The following is a 16814-nucleotide window of genomic DNA, read 5'->3' as shown; positions in this document are numbered from 1 at the left end:
TCAGCCGTTACGGGCCCAGGGCGCACGCCGTGCCGCGCGCAGCGCCCGGGTCCGCCGCAGCCCGGTCAGCCGGTCCGTGTAGACAGTGCCCTCCAGGTGGTCGCACTCGTGCTGGAGGCACCGGGCGAACCACCCCGTGCCCGCGATCCGCACCGGCTCGCCCGTCATCGTCAGGCCCTCCACGACCGCGTGGTCGAAGCGTTCCGTGCCCGCTTCCAGCCCCGGAAGTGACAGACAGCCCTCCGGTCCGCGTACGGTGAGTCCGTCCGCCTCGACCAGTTCGGGATTGACCACATGTCCCAGATGGCGGACATCGTCGTCGTCCGGGCAGTCGTAGACGAACACTCTGAGCGGGACGCCGATCTGGTTGGCGGCGAGCCCGACACCCTGTGCGGCGTACATCGTGGCGAACATGTCCTCGACCAGCTTCGCGAGCGACGGACCGAACTCCGTGACGTCCTCGCAGGGCCGGTGGAGCAACGGGTCGCCGAGCAGACTCATCTCTCGGACGAGACCGGAGCTGCCGGGGATCGGGCGGTTTCGCATGGCGGCAAGCGTACGTTCCGCCGGGCCCGGGAGTTCCCGTGGTGCCGCGGTGCGGTCGCCGCGCCGGACATCGATAGGCTGGGCGCGGACCGATGCAAGGAGGATCTAGGACGATGGCAGGCAACACGGAGCCGTTGTCGCCGCGGGCCAAGCTGGCCGTGACGGCGGGCAAGGCCGCGGCGGCGGTGTCACGCGCCGCGGGGCGGGGCAGCGGATCGGTGATCGGCGGCCGGGTGGCGCTCAAACTCGACCCCGACCTGCTGGGGCGGCTGGCGCAGCACCTGGACGTGATCCTCGTGTCGGCGACGAACGGCAAGACGACCACCACCCGACTGATCGCCGAGGCGCTGCGGGCCGCGGGGCCCGTCGTCTCGAACGCGCTCGGCGCGAACATGCCCGCGGGCATCACCTCCGCGCTGGCCGGCGGCTCGGACGCGAAGTTCGGCGTGATCGAGGTCGACGAGAAGTATCTGGCCGGTGTCGCGCGCGACACCACCCCCAAGGCGATCGCCCTGCTCAACCTCTCGCGCGACCAGCTGGACCGCGCGGCCGAGACCCGGATGATGGCCGAGCACTGGCGCGAGGGCCTGTCCGGCTCGAAGGCCGTGATCATCGCGAACGCGGACGACCCGCTGGTCGTCTGGGCGGCTTCCTCCTCGGCCAACGTGGTGTGGGTGGCGGCCGGTCAGGCGTGGAAGGACGACGCCTGGTCCTGCCCGTCCTGCGGCGGTGTGATGCAGCGCCCCGGCGACGACTGGTTCTGCGGGCAGTGCGGCTTCCGGCGCCCCGCCCCGAGCTGGGCGCTCAACGGCGACTACGTCCTGGACCCGCACGGTTCGGCCTGGCCGATCCACCTCCAGCTGCCCGGCCGCGCCAACAAGGCGAACGCCGCAAGTTCGGCCGCCGTCGCCGCAGTCTTCGGGGTGCCGCCGCAGGTCGCCCTGGAGCGGATGTACCAGGTGCAGGCGGTCGCCGGACGGTACGACGTCGTCACCTTCCAGAACCGTGAGCTGCGCCTGCTGCTGGCGAAGAACCCGGCGGGCTGGCTGGAGACGTTCTCGCTGATCGACCCGCCGCCGACACCGGTGATCCTCTCGGTGAACGCCCGTGGCGCGGACGGCACGGACACCTCCTGGCTGTGGGACGTGGACTACACCCAGCTGGCCGGTCACCCGATCTTCGTGCTCGGCGACCGCAAGCTGGACCTCGCGGTCCGCCTGGAAGTCGCCGGTCTCGACTTCCGGGTCTGCGAGAACCTCGACGAGGCCGTGCAGCACGCCCCGCCCGGACGTATCGAGGTCATCGCCAACTACACCGCCTTCCAGGATCTGCGCCGCCATGTCGGCAACTGACCCCGGCCCCGGCCACCTCCGGAGAGGACGAAGCATGAGCAACAACGGTCTGCGTCTGGTCTGGGTCTACCCCGACCTCCTCAGCACCTACGGCGACCAGGGCAACGCCCTGGTCGTGGAGCGGCGGGCCCGGCAGCGCGGCCTGGACGTGCAGCGCGTGGACGTGCGCAGCGACCAGCCGGTGCCGACGTCCGGCGACGTCTACCTGATCGGCGGCGGTGAGGACCGGCCGCAGCGCCTCGCGGCCGAGCGGCTGCGCCGCGACGGCGGGCTGAGCCGGGCCGCGGCCAACGGCGCGATCATCTTCTCGGTCTGCGCGGGCTACCAGATCCTCGGGCACGAGTTCATCAACGACCTCGGTGAGCGCGAGCCGGGCCTCGGTCTGCTCGACGTGGTCTCGACCCGCGGCGAGGGTGCGCGGTGTGTCGGCGACGTGCTGGCGGACATCGACCCACAGCTCGGCCTGGAGCCGCTGACCGGGTTCGAGAACCACCAGGGCGTCACCCATCTCGGCCCGACGGCACGGCCGTTCGCCCGGGTGCGGTTCGGCCGGGGCAACGGCACCGGGGACGGCACGGAGGGCGCTTACAACGACACCGTCTTCGGAACGTACATGCACGGTCCCGTGCTGGCCCGCAACCCGCAGATCGCCGATCACCTGCTGAAGCTCGCCCTCGACGTGAACGCGCTGCCGCCCACGGACGACCGGTGGTACGAGGCGCTGCGCGCCGAGCGGATCGCCGCCGCGACACAGCCCGCCTGATGAGGCGTTTTCCGCTCGGTTGAGCGGAGTCCAGCAGGCGGACGTCCGGTTCGGTCCCGCCACCCCGCGCCGGTAGGGTGGCGGGGATCCAACCGGACGACGTGGTCCGGTCGTCGACCCACGTTGCAAAGGTTTTCGGGCCATGCGCATTGGCGTACTCACCTCCGGCGGCGACTGCCCCGGCCTCAACGCCGTCATCCGTTCCGTCGTGCACCGCGCGGTGGTGGACCACGGCGACGAGGTCATCGGCTTCCACGACGGCTGGAAGGGCCTGCTGGAGGCCGACTACCGCAAGCTCGACCTCGACGCGGTGGGCGGGATCCTGGCCCGCGGCGGCACGATCCTCGGTTCCTCCCGCGTCCAGCCCGCGCATCTGCGCGACGGGGTGGAGCGGGCCCGCGGCCATGTCGCGGACCTCGGCCTGGACGCGATCATCCCGATCGGCGGCGAAGGCACCCTCAAGGCCGCCAACCTGCTCTCCGAGGCCGGGCTGCCCATCGTCGGGGTCCCCAAGACCATCGACAACGACATCGCCTCCACCGACGTCACCTTCGGCTTCGACACCGCCGTCGGTGTCGCCACCGAGGCGCTGGACCGGCTGAAGACCACGGCCGAGTCGCACCAGCGGGTGCTGATCGTCGAGGTCATGGGCCGGCACACCGGCTGGATCGCCCTGCACTCCGGGATGGCCGCCGGTGCCCACGCCATCGTGGTGCCCGAGCGCCCCTTCGACATCGACGAGCTGACCGAGCTGGTCGGCAAACGCTTCTCGGCGGGCAAGAAGTTCGCCATCGTGGTGGTCGCCGAGGGCGCCAAGCCGCGTGCGGGCTCCATGCAGTTCGAGCAGGGCACCAAGGACATCTACGGCCACGAGCGGTTCGCCGGGGTGGCCACCCAGCTCGCCGGGGAGCTGGAGCAGCGGCTCGGCAAGGAGGCCCGCCCGGTCATCCTCGGCCACGTCCAGCGCGGCGGCACCCCCACCGCGTACGACCGGGTCCTGGCGACCCGGTTCGGCTGGCACGCGGTGGAGGCGGCGCACCGGGGCGAGTTCGGGATGCTGACCGCGCTGCGCGGCACCGACATCACCATGGTCCCGCTGGCCGAAGCGGTACAGACGCTCAAGACGGTCCCCGCCGAGCGGTACGCCGAGGCGGAGTGCGTCCTGTAGCCACCCGCTCTCCGAGAACTGCCCCCGGCCGCAACCGCGGCCGGGGGCAGTTCTACGCTGTACCGGACAACCGGCACGAAACGGGGATGTGTCCCCATCGGGAGTGAACAGATGGATCACAGCGGGCACGGCATGAACATGGATCTGCCGCCGTTCACGCTGGGACGGGGGCTGGAGCTCTCCCTGGAACCGTTCTTCCTGACCGGCTGCCTCCTCGCCCTCGCCCTGTACGGGTACGGCGTGGTGCGGCTGCGTCGGCGCGGGGACGGCTGGCCGGTGAGCCGGATCGTGTTCTTCGTCGTGGGCGTGCTGAGCATCGCGCTGGTGATGTGCACCAAGCTCAACGACTACGGCATGGTCATGTTCAGCGTGCACATGGTGCAGCACATGGTGATCAGCATGCTGTCGCCGATCCTGCTGCTCCTGGGCGCTCCGGTGACGCTGGCTCTGCGGGCACTGCCGCCGGCGGGCCGGGGGCGGACCGGGCCGCGCGAACTGCTCCTGAAGCTGCTGCACAGCCGCTACATCAAGATCGTCACGCATCCCGCGTTCACGATCCCCATCTTCATCGCCAGCCTCTACGCGCTGTACTTCACGCCGATCTTCGACTTCCTGATGGGTTCCAAGCCCGGCCACATCGGGATGATGGTGCACTTCCTCGCCGTCGGCCTGGTCTTCTTCTGGCCGATCATGGGCGTCGACCCGGGCCCGCACCGCCCCGGCTATGTGATGCGGATGCTGGAACTGTTCGCCGGGATGCCGTTCCACGCGTTCTTCGGGATCGCGCTGATGATGGCGACGACGCCGATGGTGAAGACGTACGAGAATCCGCCCGCCTCGCTGGGCATCGACGCCCTGAGCGACCAGAACTGGGCGGGCGGCATCGCCTGGGCGTTCAGCGAGATCCCGTCCGTGCTGGTCCTGATCGCGCTCGTCTACCAGTGGTACCACTCCGAGCAGCGCGCCGCCCGGCGCTCGGACCGGGCCGCCGACCGCGACGGCGACCAGGAGCTGGAGGCGTACAACGCCTATCTGGCGTCATTGCAGGCCCGCGGACGGTAGCGCCCGGGACGCATCCGGGGTGACCATGGGGACAACGGCCGCGCGGCCGACGAGGAGCGTGCGCGCATGTCCGGATCGACGAAAACCATGGGATACATGACCGTCGGGGCGCTGGTCACGGTGACCGCGTACACGGTGGCGCTGGGAAGCAGTGGCTGGCTGTGGTTCGGCTGGGTGGTGCTGGGTCTGTGCACCCTCGGCATGCTGGCCACCCAGGACATCTGACCGTGCGCTGCGGGCGGGCGCCGGGGCCCCTACGCAGCCCTGACGCCGGCCCGGCAGAGCGAGGTGGACGCACAAGGTGTTCTACTACATCCTCAAATATGTCGTGCTGGGGCCGGTCCTGCGGCTGCTTTTCCGGCCTCGCATCGAGGGCCTGGGGAACATTCCGGAGGAGGGCGCGGCGATCGTCGCGGGCAACCACCTCTCCTTCTCCGACCACTTCCTCATGCCCGCCATCATCAAGCGCCGCATCACCTTCCTGGCGAAGGCCGAGTACTTCACGGGCCCGGGGCTCAAGGGGCGGCTGACCGCCGCGTTCTTCCGCAGCGCGGGCCAGATCCCGGTGGACCGGTCCGGGAAGGACGCGGGGCAGGCCGCCATCCGCGAGGGGCTCGGGGTGCTGGACAGGGGCGAGCTGCTGGGGATCTACCCGGAAGGCACCCGCTCGCACGACGGGCGGCTCTACAAGGGCAAGGTCGGCGTGGCGGTGATGGCGATCACGGCGGGGGTGCCGGTGATCCCCTGCGCCATGGTGGGCACCTTCGAGATCCAGCCGCCCGGCCGACTCGTGCCGAAGATCAAGCGGGTCGCGATCCGCTTCGGCGAACCGCTGGACTTCTCCCGCTACGCGGGCATGGAGAACCAGAAGGCCGCGATCCGGGCAGTCACGGACGAGATCATGTACGCGATCCTCGAACTGTCGGGCCAGGAGTACGTCGACCAGTACGCGGCGAAGGTGAAGGCGGCCGAGCAGGCGGCCGAGCCGTCGCGGAAGTTCCCCGGACTGCGACGCTGACGGCGGATTCGCCGTCAGCGGAGCGCTCTGGCCCGGACGGGGCCCGCTCCCTTAGCGTCGGGCGCATGAGCCAGGGACACGCATGGGTGCTGGGAGCGACGGGGCAGATCGGGCGGGCCGCGGTGCGGGCGCTGACCGCGGACGGCTGGGAGGTCACCGCGGCCTCGCGGGGCGGCGGCCGGGACGGGCGGTGGGACGACGGGGTCCGGGCGGTCGCGCTCGACCGGGACGAGGAGGGGGCCCTCGGCAGAGCCCTGGGCGACGGCTGTGACGTGCTGGTGGACATGGTGGCGTTCGACGGCGCGCATGCCCGGCAGCTGACCGGGCTGGCCGGACGGATCGGCTCGGTGGTCGTGATCTCCAGCGGCGCGGTGTACGAGGACGAGCGGGGCCGCAATTTCGACACCCAGGCCGAGCCGGACGGCTTCCCCCGCTACCCGGTGCCGCTGCCGGAGACCCAGCGCACGGTGGCACCGGGGGACGCCTCGTACGGTACCCGGAAGGTGCTGCTGGAGCGGGAACTGCTGGCTGCGGGCGACGCCCTGCCGGTGACCCTGCTGCGGGCGGGCGCGATCCACGGCCCGTACTGCCGGACGCCTCGCGAGCTGTATCTGGTGAAGCGGCTGCTCGACGGCCGGAAGCGGCGGGTGCTGGCCTACGGCGGGGAGAGCCGCTTCCACCCGGTTCATGTCTCCAACGCGGCGGAGCTGATCCGGCTGGCCGCCCGGCGACCGGGCTCACGGGTCCTGAACGCGGGCGACCCCGAGGCCCCCACGGTGGCGGAGATCGCGTCGGCCGTCGACGACGTGCTCGGCCGGGAGACGGAGACGGTGCTGATCGACGGCGCGCCGCCCGAGGGCACCGTGGGCGACAGCCCCTGGAGCATCCCGTATCCCGTGGTGTACGACATGACGGCCGCCGAGAAGGAGCTCGGGTACCGGCCGGTGACGGGATATACCGAGTCGCTGCCGGAGACGGTGGAGTGGCTCGCCGGTGAGCTGGCTGGTCGGGACTGGCGGGAGGCGTTCCCGAAGATGCTCAGGAACTACGGCGAGGGTCTCTTCGACTACGCGGCGGAGGACGCCTGGCTGGAGGCGTACGACCGGGACCGCCGCTGAACGGGACCCGGGCGGCCCTCCCTCACTCCGGGCAGGCCTTCAGCTCGTGCATCGCGTCGTCCAGGATGGAGCGCAGCAGTCGGGCGTCGGCGGCCACGGCGGTCACCAGGACGGCGGGCCCGGCGAGCGGGGTGAGGGCGGCGGTGGGCCCGAGGAGGCGTGCGGGCGGCGGCGCCTCCCCGAACGCCGGGTCGACCAGGAGCAGTTGACCCACGGCCCGGTGGCCGCCGAGCACGGCGGGGCCGTCCCAGCCGCCGGGCGCCCCGGGTCCGTAGGCCAGTTGCTGGTCGAGGAGGGGGCGGCCCGCGCGGTGGACGGTGAGCCGGGTGGTGAGGGCCCCGGTGGGTTCGCCGTGGCGGCCCAGGACCTGCTCCTCGCGCAGCAGCAGGCGGCCGGTGGCGGCGAGTTCGACCCGGGTGGCCTGGTGGAGGTCGCTTCCGTGGGCGGAGACCAGCTGTTCGGGGAGCCAGCGCAGGACGGCCCCCTCCCCCACGTGCAGCTCCACGGTGTACGTGGCGGGCTCGCCGTCCGCGAGCGGCCCCGGCAGTGCGACGGTGGCCGCCGCCGAGTCGACCGTGAGCCGGGCGCCGTCGGCGGCCTCCGCCCGGACGGCGAGGCGGTCGCCGCCCAGCGGGGCGCTCATCGCGCCGACGACGGTGACCCGGGCGTACGCGGGGTGCGGCGAGCGGGTGCGGCGCAGGGCGAGCGGCCCGTCGCTCTCCAGGACGGGCAGGACGGTGGACCCCCGTCCGTCGGGCTCGGCGCGGAGCCGGGCCGTGGCGCGGACGCTCATGCGGTCCAGGCGGCGAGCTGCGCGCGCACCCAGTCCGCGACCGGCCCGACGCCTTCGGCGGAGGTCAACGAGGTGAAGGCGACGGGGAGTTCGCCGCGCTGCTGCTTGGCGTCCAGGGCCATCCGTTCCAGGTCGGAGCCGACGTAGGGGGCGAGGTCGGTCTTGTTGACGACGAGGAGGTCGGCGGTGGTGACGCCGGGGCCGCCCTTGCGCGGGATGTCGTCGCCGCCCGCGACGTCGATGACGAAGATCTGGGCGTCGACGAGGCCCTTGGAGAAGGTGGCGGTGAGGTTGTCCCCGCCGGACTCGACGAGGATCAGGTCGAGGGGGCCGACCGCGTCCTCCAGGTCCTCGACGGCTTCGAGGTTGGCGGAGATGTCGTCGCGGATCGCGGTGTGCGGGCAGGCTCCGGTCTCGACGGCCTGGATGCGCTCGGGCGGCAGGACGGCGTTGCGGAGGAGGAAGGCGGCGTCCTCGCGGGTGTAGATGTCGTTGGTGACGACGGCGATGGAGAGCCGGTCGCGCAGTTCCCGGCAGAGGGCGGCGACGGTGGCCGTCTTGCCGGAGCCGACGGGCCCGCCGAGTCCGATGCGCAGGGCGCGCCGGGTTCCGTCGGGGCGGGTGGCGTCGGCGCTGACAGCGGCGGGGCCGTCGTGGGTGTGTCCGAGGTGCATGAGGACTCCTGTGTGCGGGCTACGAGGCGAAGAGGCGGACCGGCCATGCGGCGTGCGCCTCGGCGGTGATGTCGAGGAGCGGGGCCGAGGCGGCGGGCAGGGCGCCGATGCCCCGGCGGGCGGCCTCGGCGGCCCGTTCGGCGATCCGGTCCAGGTCGGGGGCGAGGCGGGCGAGTACGGCGGTGGCGTGGAAGGGGTCGAGGGAGAGGAGCCGGACGACGGCGGTGGCGGGGCCGCTGACGGTCTCGTACGCGACGCAGTGCGCGGCGTCCTCGGGGCCCAGGCCCGCCGCCCGCGCGGTGAGCCCGAGGACGACGGGCTGGTGGGCACCGCGCGGCCGGGCCCCGGCCAGGGCGTCGAGTTCGGCACTGGGCCAGGTGGCGCGGGCGGCCCGCATCATCTGTCGGCCCAGCTTCCGGGCGGTGGTCCGCAGGGCGGGCGAGGGCGTACGGGCGTCGGCGGCCTCGTCAAGGGCGAGCGGGTCGATGCCGTGGGCGGCCGCCGCGGCGAGGGCGGCGGAGGTGAGCCCGGTCGTGTGAAGACGGCCCCGGCAGAAGGCGGCGAGGGAGTCGGCGTCGCGGACGCGCCCCTGGGCGACGGCCGGTTCGGCGCCACCGGAGTGGGCGTGGCCGCCGGCGGGGAACCGGCCGTCGGCGAGGACGAGGAGGGCTGCTCGTGACATGGGTGGCCGTCCGGCTCAGAAGAGGAAGTAGCGCTGGGCCATGGGCAGTTCCGACGCGGGTGCGGGTTCGACCGGCTCCCCGTCGATGGTGACGGCGAAGCTGTCGGGGTCGACGTGGACGTCGGTGAGGGCGTCGTTCTCCCGCATGTCCGCCTTGGTGACCCCCCGGGTGCTGGTGATCGGCACGAACCGCTTGTTCAGGGCGAGCCGCTCGGGCAGACCGTCCTCGATGGCGGCCGTGGAGACGAAGTTGAAGGAGCCCTGGGCCGCCGCCCGGCCCAGCGCGCCGAACATCGGCCGGGGCATGACCGGCTGGGGTGTCGGGATGGAGGCGTTGGCGTCGCCCATCTGCGCGTACGCGATCTGCCCGCCCTTGATGACGGTCTGCGGCTTGACGCCGAAGAACGCCGGGTCCCACAGCACGAGGTCGGCGAGCTTGCCGGTCTCGACCGAGCCGATCTCGTGGTCCATGCCCTGTGCGACCGCCGGATTGATGGTGTATTTGGCGACATAGCGACGGACCCGGCGATTGTCGGCCCGGCCGTCCCCGGGCAGGGCTCCACGCCGCTTCTTCATGACGTGGGCGGTCTGCCAGGTCCGCAGGATCACCTCGCCGATCCGGCCCATCGCCTGCGAGTCGGAGGAGATGATGGAGATCGCGCCGAGGTCGTGGAGGATGTCCTCGGCCGCGATGGTGGAGGGCCGGATGCGGGACTCCGCGAACGCCAGGTCCTCGGGGACGGCGGGGTTGAGGTGGTGGCAGACCATCAGCATGTCGAGGTGTTCCTCGATGGTGTTGACGGTGTGCGGCCGGGTCGGGTTGGTCGAGCTCGGCAGGACGTACGGCTCGGAGACAACGGTGATGATGTCGGGCGCGTGCCCGCCGCCCGCACCCTCGGTGTGGTAGGCGTGGATGGTGCGCCCGGCGACGGCGGCAAGGGTGTCGGCGACGAACCCGGCCTCGTTGAGGGTGTCGGTGTGGATGGCGAGCTGGGCGCCCGTCTCCTCGCAGACGTTCAGACAGGCGTCGATCACGGCGGGCGTCGCGCCCCAGTCCTCGTGGATCTTGAAGCCGAGGGCGCCGCCGCGCAGTTGGGAGTGCATGGCGTCCCGGGACATGGTGTTGCCCTTGCCGAGCAGCCCGATGTTGACGGGAAAGGTCTCCAACGCCTCGAACATCCGGGCGAGGTGCCAGGGGCCCGGGGTGATGGTGGTGGCCTTGGTGCCTTCGGCGGGTCCGGTGCCGCCGCCGACCAGAGTGGTGATGCCGCTGGAGAGCGCCTGGTCGATCAGGGTCGGCGAGATGAAGTGGACGTGGGCGTCCACCGCTCCGGCCGTGAGCAGCTTCCCGTTGCCCGCGATGATCTCGGTCTCCGGGCCGATCACCAGGTCGGGGTGGACCCCGTCCATGGTGTCCGGGTTCCCGGCCTTGCCGATGCCGGTGACGCGGCCGTCGCGGATGCCGATGTCGGCCTTGACGATGCCCCAGTGGTCGATGACGACGGCCCCGGTGATGACGGTGTCGGGTGCGCCCTCGGCCCGGGTGGTGCGGGCCTGGCCCATGGACTCGCGGATCACCTTGCCGCCGCCGAACACCGCCTCGTCGCCCGCGTGTCCGGGGCCGCCGGAGCGGTCCTCCTCGACCTCGACGAACAGATCGGTGTCGGCCAGGCGGATGCGGTCTCCGGTCGTGGGCCCGAACAGGTCGGCGTACACGGCCCTGCTGAGGTCAGGCATCGAGGGCACCTCCGGTCGCACCGCGCAGGCCGGGGACGACGCGGCGGCCGGTGAGGGGAACGAGTTCGACGTCGGCGGGGATGCCGGGTTCGAAGCGGACGGCCGTACCGGCGGCGATGTTCAGCCGCAGCCCGTGGGCGGCCGCGCGGTCGAAGGCGAGCCCGGGGTTGGCCTCGGCGAAGTGGTAGTGGGAGCCGACCTGGACGGGGCGGTCGGCGGCGTTGAGGACGGTGAGCCGGGTGACAGTCCGGCCCTCGTTGAGGGGGATGTCCCCGTCCCCGTACAGGATCTCTCCGGGAATCATCGGCGCGGCCCGTCAGACGATCGGGTCGTGGACGGTGACGAGCTTGGTGCCGTCCGGGAAGGTGGCCTCGACCTGGACGTCGTGGAGCATCTCGGGGATGCCGTCCATGACCTCGTCCCGGGTGAGGAGCTTGCGGCCGGAGGCCATGAGTTCGGTGACGGTGCGGCCGTCCCGGGCGCCTTCGAGCAGATGGGCGGTGATCAGGGCGACGGCCTCGGGGTGGTTGAGCCGCAGCCCGCGTGCCCGGCGCTTCTCGGCCACGTCCGCGGCCACATGGATGAGCAGACGTTCCTGCTCGTGCGGGGTCAGTTGCACGCTTCCACCTCATCGTCTTCCGCCCGGCTCCTGGCTCCGGACGCAGCGGGACCCTAACCCCGCCCGGCAGTTCGCCGACCGGGGAAACGGGTCCTCGCGACCAGGTATTGCACGTTAGGGCGGAAGTTTTTCCGTTGCGTTAACTGACCTTTTGCGGAGCCGTGGACATCGGCCGAGGCCACCGCGCGCCCTTCGGCCGGGGGGCGGGTCGTATACGGACCCGGCATCGCCACCCGTGGGGCCCCGCGCGGCGGCCCGGGTGTCAGAGGTCGCGGTCGTCGTGGCCGCGGTGCTCGGCGGCGATGCCGAAGCGGCGGCGTTCGCCCTGAGCTGAGGCGGCGGAGCCGATCGAGGAGACCGAACTGATCACCTGCTCCTCGGCGGCGGCCTCCTCGGCTTCGAGTCGTTGCAGGTCAGCGGCGGACACCAGCGCCACCAGCGGCTTCCCGTGCCGGGTCACGACGACGCGTTCACCGCCGTAGACGACGCGGTTGATCAGTTCGGCGAGCTCCGCCCGTGCTTGCGTCACCGGAATCTCATAGGCCATAGTCCCCATCATAACCTTCTGTACGTCCTGTACATTTTTTACTGAGCCGCGTACGCAGGCAGCGCACCCAGGAGAGAGGCATCGCCATGATCCGCCCCGCCGCCCGATATGTACTGCCCGAGTTCACCGAGCGCACCGCGACCGGCAGCCGGACGCTGGACCCGTACTCCAAGCTGCTGTCCGAGCGGATCGTGTTCCTCGGGACCCCGATCGACGACACCGCGGCGAGCGATCTGATCGCCCAGTTCATGTATCTGGAGCACGCCGAACCCGACCGGCCGCTGTCGCTCTACATCAACTCCCCCGGCGGCTCGTTCGGGGCCATGGCTGCGGTCTACGACACGATGCAGTACCTGACCTGCGAGGTGGAGACCTTCTGCCTGGGGCAGGCCGGCTCCTACGCCGCCGCCCTGCTGGGGGCCGGGGCGCCGGGCCGCCGACATGCCCTGCCCGGCGCGCGGGTAGTCATTCAGCAACCCGCACTGGAGGAACCGATGCGGGGCCAGCCGTCCGATCTGGAGATCCACGCACGCGAACTGGTGCGCACCCGCGAGATGTTCGCGGCCATGCTGGTCCGGCACACGGGCCGGACCGCCGAGCAGGTCACCGCCGACATCGAGCGCGACACCATCCTCGACGCGCAGGCCGCCCGCGCCTACGGGCTGGTCGACCACGTCGTGGAGAACCGCTGAACCGTTCCCTCTCCCCAGCCTGCCGCACGACGCGAGGTGAACCGCCCATGCCCCCACCGGAGTTCCCGCCCCTGCCCGCACTGACCCGCGCGGAGGCGCAGTTCGTCGACTGCTATCTGGCCGTACTCGACCAGGTGGGCCGGATCAACCCGGCGCGCGGCAGCGACACCTACAGCGCGTTGCGGGCCGCCCAGGCCCTGGCCTCCGGGGCGGCGGCCCTGCGCGACTCCCTGGCCCTGATGCACGAACGCGGCGAGTCGCGGATCCACGCGGCCACCCTGGCGCGGGCCCTGCGCATCCTGGACGGGGAGCGCAGGGCGGGCCGGGTCGGCATGCCGCCTCCCGCCAACTGAACGGCTCCGCGCGCCGGGAGCGCGTTACGGGAGCGGACCGGTCGCGGAGCCGCACGACACGCCCGGCCCGGCGATCAGTTCTCCTCGCTCGTTCGGCTTAGGCGATCACCCTCACGAGGGATGACTCAACTTGCGTTCGGCGCGCGGACCGTGCTCGAAATGTTCGCTTTCATTGCTGGTGCGAGGCGGGGCGCCCGCCGTGTCGACAGCGGCGGATCTTCCCTGTCCACTCGTATGGATCAGTGGTGAGGAGACTCACATATCACCGTTTCAGTGCGGAAATCCGGCGACGAGTAGGCCAAGATCCCTGGGACGACAAGCCCCCGCCGCCGCGGCGGGGCGGTCCGGGCGGACGCCGAGTCCTGCCGCCGCCCGGATGACTGGTCGACAGAAGTGGATCGGCAGGAGTGGAGGACCCGAGCACAACGGGCCGACCGGGAGACCGGGAGGCCCTCGGGGTGAAGCCGCATCACGGCCGGGCAACTTCGCCAGCCCGAACCCGACAGGTCATCCTTCACAGGCGGCTGACGAAGGGTTGCGCATGACTGCGCAGGTTCATGTCCCGTCTCTGTTCGCCCGGGTCGGAACGGCCTCGGCACTCACCTTCGCCGTGACATCCGCGATGCTGGCGCCCGGTCTGGTGAACGATGCCGAGGCCGCCACCCACTCGACGAAGGCGCTGAAGGTCGCCGCGTCGAAGAAGGGGGCTCCCTACAAGTACGGGGCGGCCGGTCCGAGCCGCTTCGACTGCTCGGGGCTGACGCTCTACTCGTTCAAGAAGGCCGGGAAGAAGCTTCCGCGTACGGCACAGCAGCAGTACAACAAGACCCGGCATATCCCGAAGTCGCAGCGCAAACGCGGCGACCTCGTCTTCTTCCATTCGGGGCGCGGCGTCTACCACGTGGGCATCTACGCCGGGTCGGGGAAGATCTGGCACTCCCCCAAATCGGGGGACGTGGTGCGACTGGCGAAGATCTGGTCCAAGAGCGTCTGGTACGGACGGGTCCGCTGACCCGCCGACCGGACGCTCTCTTTCCGTGCGGGAGCGACGCTCTCCTCAGCGCAGGAGCGGGCCGGTCACCAGCACGAGCCCCAGACCGGTGAGCGCCACACCGCTGCCGCCCTCGATGGCGCGGGCGGTACGCGGTCGGCGCAGCCACCGGCCCAGCCGGTCCACGAGCAGCGCCACGGCCGGGAACCAGATCAGCGCCAGCGCCACCACGACGGCCGCCAGCAGCAGGGTCCTGGGCAGCGGCGGCTGCCCGTGCGGGACGAACTGCGGCAGCAGGCTGAGGAAGAGGACCGGGGCCTTCGGGTTGAGGGCGTTGGTCAGGAAGCCCTGGCGCAGCGCCCGCCCGAACTCCCTGGGCGCGGCCCGGCCCGGCGCGTCGTCCGGCGTCGCGCCGGGGTCCTCGCGGCGTCGGCGGTGGAACGCGTACAGGGCGCTGAGCCCGAGGTGGAGGACATACGCGCCGCCGAGCAGTTGGACGGTGCGGAAGAGCACGGGCATCGTCACCAGCACCGCGGCGAGCCCGGCGACCGCGAGCGCGGTGTGCACCAGAAGCCCGCCGGCGACGCCGAGGGCGGTGGCCAGTCCGGCGGTGCGTGAGGCCAGTGCGTTGCGTACGACGACGGTGAAGTCGGCACCGGGCAGCGCGACCATCCCGGCGGCGACCCCCGTGAAGGCGATCAGCTGTGCGTCCATGAGGTCCAGCCTGGACCGCCGGAGCCTTTAGCGTGTACTTGCAATCTTCTGGGTCTGCCTAAAGGAACGCTTCATGTACGACGCGACACGGCTCGCGGCGCTCGTCGCGGTCGCGGAGGCCGGATCGATCACGAAGGCGGCCGCCCGCCTGGGCTACACCGCGCCCGCGCTCTCCCAGCAGCTGGCCAAGCTGGAGCGGGAGGCGGGGGCGGCGCTGCTGGTGCGCCACCATCGCGGGGCGCGGCTGACGGCGGCGGGCGAGCTGCTGGCGGTGCGGGCCCGGCGGGTGCTGGACGAGCTGGACCAGGCGCGCCACGAGCTGGCGCAGCTGGCCGGGCTCTCCGGGGGCAGGCTGCGGGTGGGGACGTTCACGACGGCCGGGGTCCATCTGCTGCCGCCGGTTCTGAGCGCGTTCCGGCGGGCCCATCCGGATGTCGAGCTGGCCGTCACGGACTACGAACCGCCCGGCGGGATCGCCGCGGTGGTCGCGGGTGACGTCGATCTCGCCCTGACCCACACCTACGAACCGTCGGGCTCGGGCCCGCCGCCGGTGGGGATCGTCGTCGAGCCCCTGCTGGTCGAGGAGCTGGTCCTGGTGACCTCGGTCGGCCACCGGCTCGCCGAGGGCACCGGGCGGCTCGCGGTCACCGAGCTGGCCGGGCGGCCGTTGATCAGCAGCGCGCCCACGCATCCGCCTCGGCGCGGAGTGGAGAACGCGCTCGCCGAGGCCGGCGCGACCCCGGCGGTGGTCTGCGAGTCCCCCGGGTACGCCCTGGTGTGCGCGCTGGTCAGCGCGGGGCTCGGCGTGGCGGTGGTGCCGGAGATGGTCGCGTCGATGTCGTCGGCCCCGCTGTCGGTGCGACGGCTGGAGCCCGCGTCGTTCCGCCGGACCATTTCGGTCGTACACCACGGCGAGCGGGCGACGGCCGCCGCCGCGACGCTGCTCGCCCTGCTGCGGGGCGGGTTCGGGCGCGGAAGCGGCGGGTCAGGGGCGGGCTGACCGCCGCCCGCCCGCCCGCGTCCCCGCCCCCGTACGACCGACGTGCTCAGCCCGCGAGGCCCTGGACCTGGACCGCCCACGGCAGCGCGACCAGGACCGTCTTTCCGCCCTCGGCGGTCGGGGTGACCTGGAGGCGGCCACCGCACTCCTTGGCCAGCGCCCGGATGATGACCATGCCGCGGCCGTTGTCCTGCCGGACGGCGGCGGGCAGCCGCTGGGGCCAGCGGGGGTGACTGTCCGTCACGCCGAGGCGCAGTTCCTCGTCGCGTTCGAGGCGCAGGTCCACGGTGAAGGTGGGCGACTGGCCGAACGTGTGCTGGACGGCGTTGGTCGCCAGCTCCGAGATGATCAGCCGGACGGTGTCGGCGAACTCGGTGTCATCGGGCAGACCCCAGTCGGCGAGGGTGCTGGCGACATATCTGCGGGCCGAGGAGACCGAGGCCGGATCGCTCGGCAGAGTGACGGTTGCTTCCTGATGGTCTGCCATGGCGACGCCGTCCCTTTCCCGCCCCGGTCGGCCGTGGCCGCCCGGGATTGTGCTTCGCGCCAGATTGCCACCGATGAAGCTCTCTGTAACGGTGTTCGGCCAGGATATGCAGATATCTGTCGCTCGAAGCGGTGAATTCGGGACCCGTACGGCGTGGCCGGGCACCGCGCCGCTGCGCGGGTCAGCCGACCGGGGCGAAGGCCTCCTGGGGAGCGGTGGCGGCGATCGTGGCCACCGCGGACGTGATCTGCTCCTCCGTCAGGTCGGCCCGGGCGGTGAGCCGCAGCCGGGAGATGCCGTCCGGGACCGACGGCGGGCGGAAGCAGCCCACGGCGATTCCGGCCGTGCGGCAGTCGGCCGCCCAGCGCACCGCCGCGTCCGCCGACGGCGCCCGTACGGAGACGACGGCCGCGTCGGGGCGGGCGGCGGTCAGCCCTGCGGCGGTGAGCCTCGCGTGCAGGGCCGTCGCGACGGCCCGGGCCCTGGCCGCGCGGTCGG

The 16814-nt window shown here is 72.1% G+C and carries 22 protein-coding genes and 1 riboswitch; of the genes, 11 read left to right on the top strand and 11 right to left on the bottom strand.

All coding sequences use genetic code 11. From position 1 onward, the window contains the following. Entirely contained in the window at positions 1–546 is a 546-nt protein-coding gene (def, locus tag CIB93_RS11850; RefSeq protein ID WP_096626750.1) for a peptide deformylase, read from the bottom strand. A gap of 113 nt (positions 547–659) precedes the next feature. On the opposite strand from def, the gene CIB93_RS11845 reads away from it, so the two are divergent. The 7 genes from CIB93_RS11845 to CIB93_RS11820 all read left to right on the top strand — a co-directional run bounded on the left by CIB93_RS11845 (position 660) and on the right by CIB93_RS11820 (position 7027). Further along, positions 660–1898 carry a MurT ligase domain-containing protein gene (locus CIB93_RS11845; RefSeq protein ID WP_096626749.1) on the top strand — a complete coding sequence of 413 codons (1239 nt, stop codon included), beginning with the start codon at positions 660–662 and terminating at the stop codon, positions 1896–1898. A 34-nt stretch (positions 1899–1932) separates the two neighbouring features. Beyond that, positions 1933–2661, top strand: a complete 729-nt coding sequence (locus CIB93_RS11840) for a type 1 glutamine amidotransferase (RefSeq protein ID WP_096626748.1) — start codon at positions 1933–1935, stop codon at positions 2659–2661. 142 nt (positions 2662–2803) lie between these two features. Next, on the top strand, positions 2804–3829 hold the full coding sequence (locus CIB93_RS11835) for a 6-phosphofructokinase (RefSeq protein WP_096626747.1): 1026 nt from the start codon (positions 2804–2806) through the stop codon (positions 3827–3829). Between the two features lie 111 nt (positions 3830–3940). After that, a complete protein-coding gene (locus CIB93_RS11830; protein ID WP_096626746.1) occupies positions 3941–4891 on the top strand; it encodes a cytochrome c oxidase assembly protein in 951 nt (316 codons plus the stop codon). 66 nt (positions 4892–4957) lie between these two features. After that, entirely contained in the window at positions 4958–5116 is a 159-nt protein-coding gene (locus CIB93_RS37860; protein WP_179500068.1) for a hypothetical protein, read from the top strand. Positions 5117–5192: 76 nt separating this feature from the next. Continuing rightward, positions 5193–5909 (top strand): 1-acyl-sn-glycerol-3-phosphate acyltransferase, encoded by a 717-nt coding sequence (locus CIB93_RS11825; RefSeq protein ID WP_096626745.1) that lies wholly within the window; start codon positions 5193–5195, stop codon positions 5907–5909. 65 nt (positions 5910–5974) lie between these two features. After that, entirely contained in the window at positions 5975–7027 is a 1053-nt protein-coding gene (locus CIB93_RS11820) for an NAD(P)-dependent oxidoreductase (RefSeq protein ID WP_257002147.1), read from the top strand. Between the two features lie 22 nt (positions 7028–7049). Here the strand turns inward: CIB93_RS11820 and CIB93_RS11815 are convergent, their stop codons facing one another. The 7 genes from CIB93_RS11815 to CIB93_RS11785 all read right to left on the bottom strand — a co-directional run bounded on the left by CIB93_RS11815 (position 7050) and on the right by CIB93_RS11785 (position 12079). Continuing rightward, positions 7050–7820, bottom strand: coding sequence for an urease accessory protein UreD (locus CIB93_RS11815; RefSeq protein WP_096626743.1), 771 nt, complete (start codon positions 7818–7820; stop codon positions 7050–7052). Next, entirely contained in the window at positions 7817–8494 is a 678-nt protein-coding gene (gene ureG / locus CIB93_RS11810; RefSeq protein WP_096626742.1) for an urease accessory protein UreG, read from the bottom strand. The genes CIB93_RS11815 and ureG overlap by 4 nt, the downstream gene beginning before the upstream one ends. A gap of 19 nt (positions 8495–8513) precedes the next feature. After that, positions 8514–9176, bottom strand: a complete 663-nt coding sequence (locus CIB93_RS11805; RefSeq protein ID WP_096626741.1) for an urease accessory protein UreF — start codon at positions 9174–9176, stop codon at positions 8514–8516. A gap of 15 nt (positions 9177–9191) precedes the next feature. Beyond that, positions 9192–10913: an urease subunit alpha gene (locus tag CIB93_RS11800; RefSeq protein WP_096626740.1), complete on the bottom strand. Its 1722-nt coding sequence runs from the start codon at positions 10911–10913 to the stop codon at positions 9192–9194. Continuing rightward, positions 10906–11217 carry an urease subunit beta gene (locus tag CIB93_RS11795; protein ID WP_096626739.1) on the bottom strand — a complete coding sequence of 104 codons (312 nt, stop codon included), beginning with the start codon at positions 11215–11217 and terminating at the stop codon, positions 10906–10908. The genes CIB93_RS11800 and CIB93_RS11795 overlap by 8 nt, the downstream gene beginning before the upstream one ends. A 12-nt stretch (positions 11218–11229) precedes the next feature. After that, positions 11230–11532 carry an urease subunit gamma gene (locus CIB93_RS11790; protein WP_096626738.1) on the bottom strand — a complete coding sequence of 101 codons (303 nt, stop codon included), beginning with the start codon at positions 11530–11532 and terminating at the stop codon, positions 11230–11232. A gap of 262 nt (positions 11533–11794) precedes the next feature. Further along, positions 11795–12079 carry a type II toxin-antitoxin system Phd/YefM family antitoxin gene (locus CIB93_RS11785; RefSeq protein ID WP_096626737.1) on the bottom strand — a complete coding sequence of 95 codons (285 nt, stop codon included), beginning with the start codon at positions 12077–12079 and terminating at the stop codon, positions 11795–11797. A gap of 86 nt (positions 12080–12165) precedes the next feature. On the opposite strand from CIB93_RS11785, the gene CIB93_RS11780 reads away from it, so the two are divergent. From CIB93_RS11780 to CIB93_RS11770, 3 genes are all read left to right on the top strand, one after another. After that, positions 12166–12771 (top strand): ATP-dependent Clp protease proteolytic subunit, encoded by a 606-nt coding sequence (locus CIB93_RS11780; protein WP_096626736.1) that lies wholly within the window; start codon positions 12166–12168, stop codon positions 12769–12771. Positions 12772–12818: 47 nt separating this feature from the next. Beyond that, positions 12819–13124, top strand: a complete 306-nt coding sequence (locus CIB93_RS11775) for a hypothetical protein (protein ID WP_096626735.1) — start codon at positions 12819–12821, stop codon at positions 13122–13124. Between the two features lie 375 nt (positions 13125–13499). Continuing rightward, positions 13500–13662: riboswitch (cyclic di-AMP (ydaO/yuaA leader) on the top strand. A 3-nt stretch (positions 13663–13665) separates the two neighbouring features. After that, on the top strand, positions 13666–14136 hold the full coding sequence (locus CIB93_RS11770) for a C40 family peptidase (protein ID WP_096626734.1): 471 nt from the start codon (positions 13666–13668) through the stop codon (positions 14134–14136). A 45-nt stretch (positions 14137–14181) separates the two neighbouring features. Here the strand turns inward: CIB93_RS11770 and CIB93_RS11765 are convergent, their stop codons facing one another. Then, on the bottom strand, positions 14182–14829 hold the full coding sequence (locus CIB93_RS11765) for a LysE family translocator (protein WP_096626733.1): 648 nt from the start codon (positions 14827–14829) through the stop codon (positions 14182–14184). Between the two features lie 73 nt (positions 14830–14902). Between CIB93_RS11765 and CIB93_RS11760 the strand changes: the two genes are divergently transcribed. Continuing rightward, positions 14903–15829: a LysR family transcriptional regulator gene (locus CIB93_RS11760; RefSeq protein ID WP_096626732.1), complete on the top strand. Its 927-nt coding sequence runs from the start codon at positions 14903–14905 to the stop codon at positions 15827–15829. Between the two features lie 46 nt (positions 15830–15875). Here CIB93_RS11760 and CIB93_RS11755 read toward each other — a convergent pair whose 3' ends face one another. Beyond that, positions 15876–16316: an ATP-binding protein gene (locus tag CIB93_RS11755; RefSeq protein ID WP_096626731.1), complete on the bottom strand. Its 441-nt coding sequence runs from the start codon at positions 16314–16316 to the stop codon at positions 15876–15878. A gap of 181 nt (positions 16317–16497) precedes the next feature. Beyond that, a partial coding sequence (locus CIB93_RS11750; protein ID WP_143660027.1) for an aminotransferase class I/II-fold pyridoxal phosphate-dependent enzyme occupies positions 16498–16814 on the bottom strand: 317 nt, incomplete at its 5' end.

This window comes from Streptomyces sp. WZ.A104, from assembly GCF_002382885.1.
GTDB lineage: Bacteria > Actinomycetota > Actinomycetes > Streptomycetales > Streptomycetaceae > Streptomyces.
Note: the sequence above shows the minus strand (reverse complement) of the source record. Positions and strands in the feature narration are given on the sequence as shown.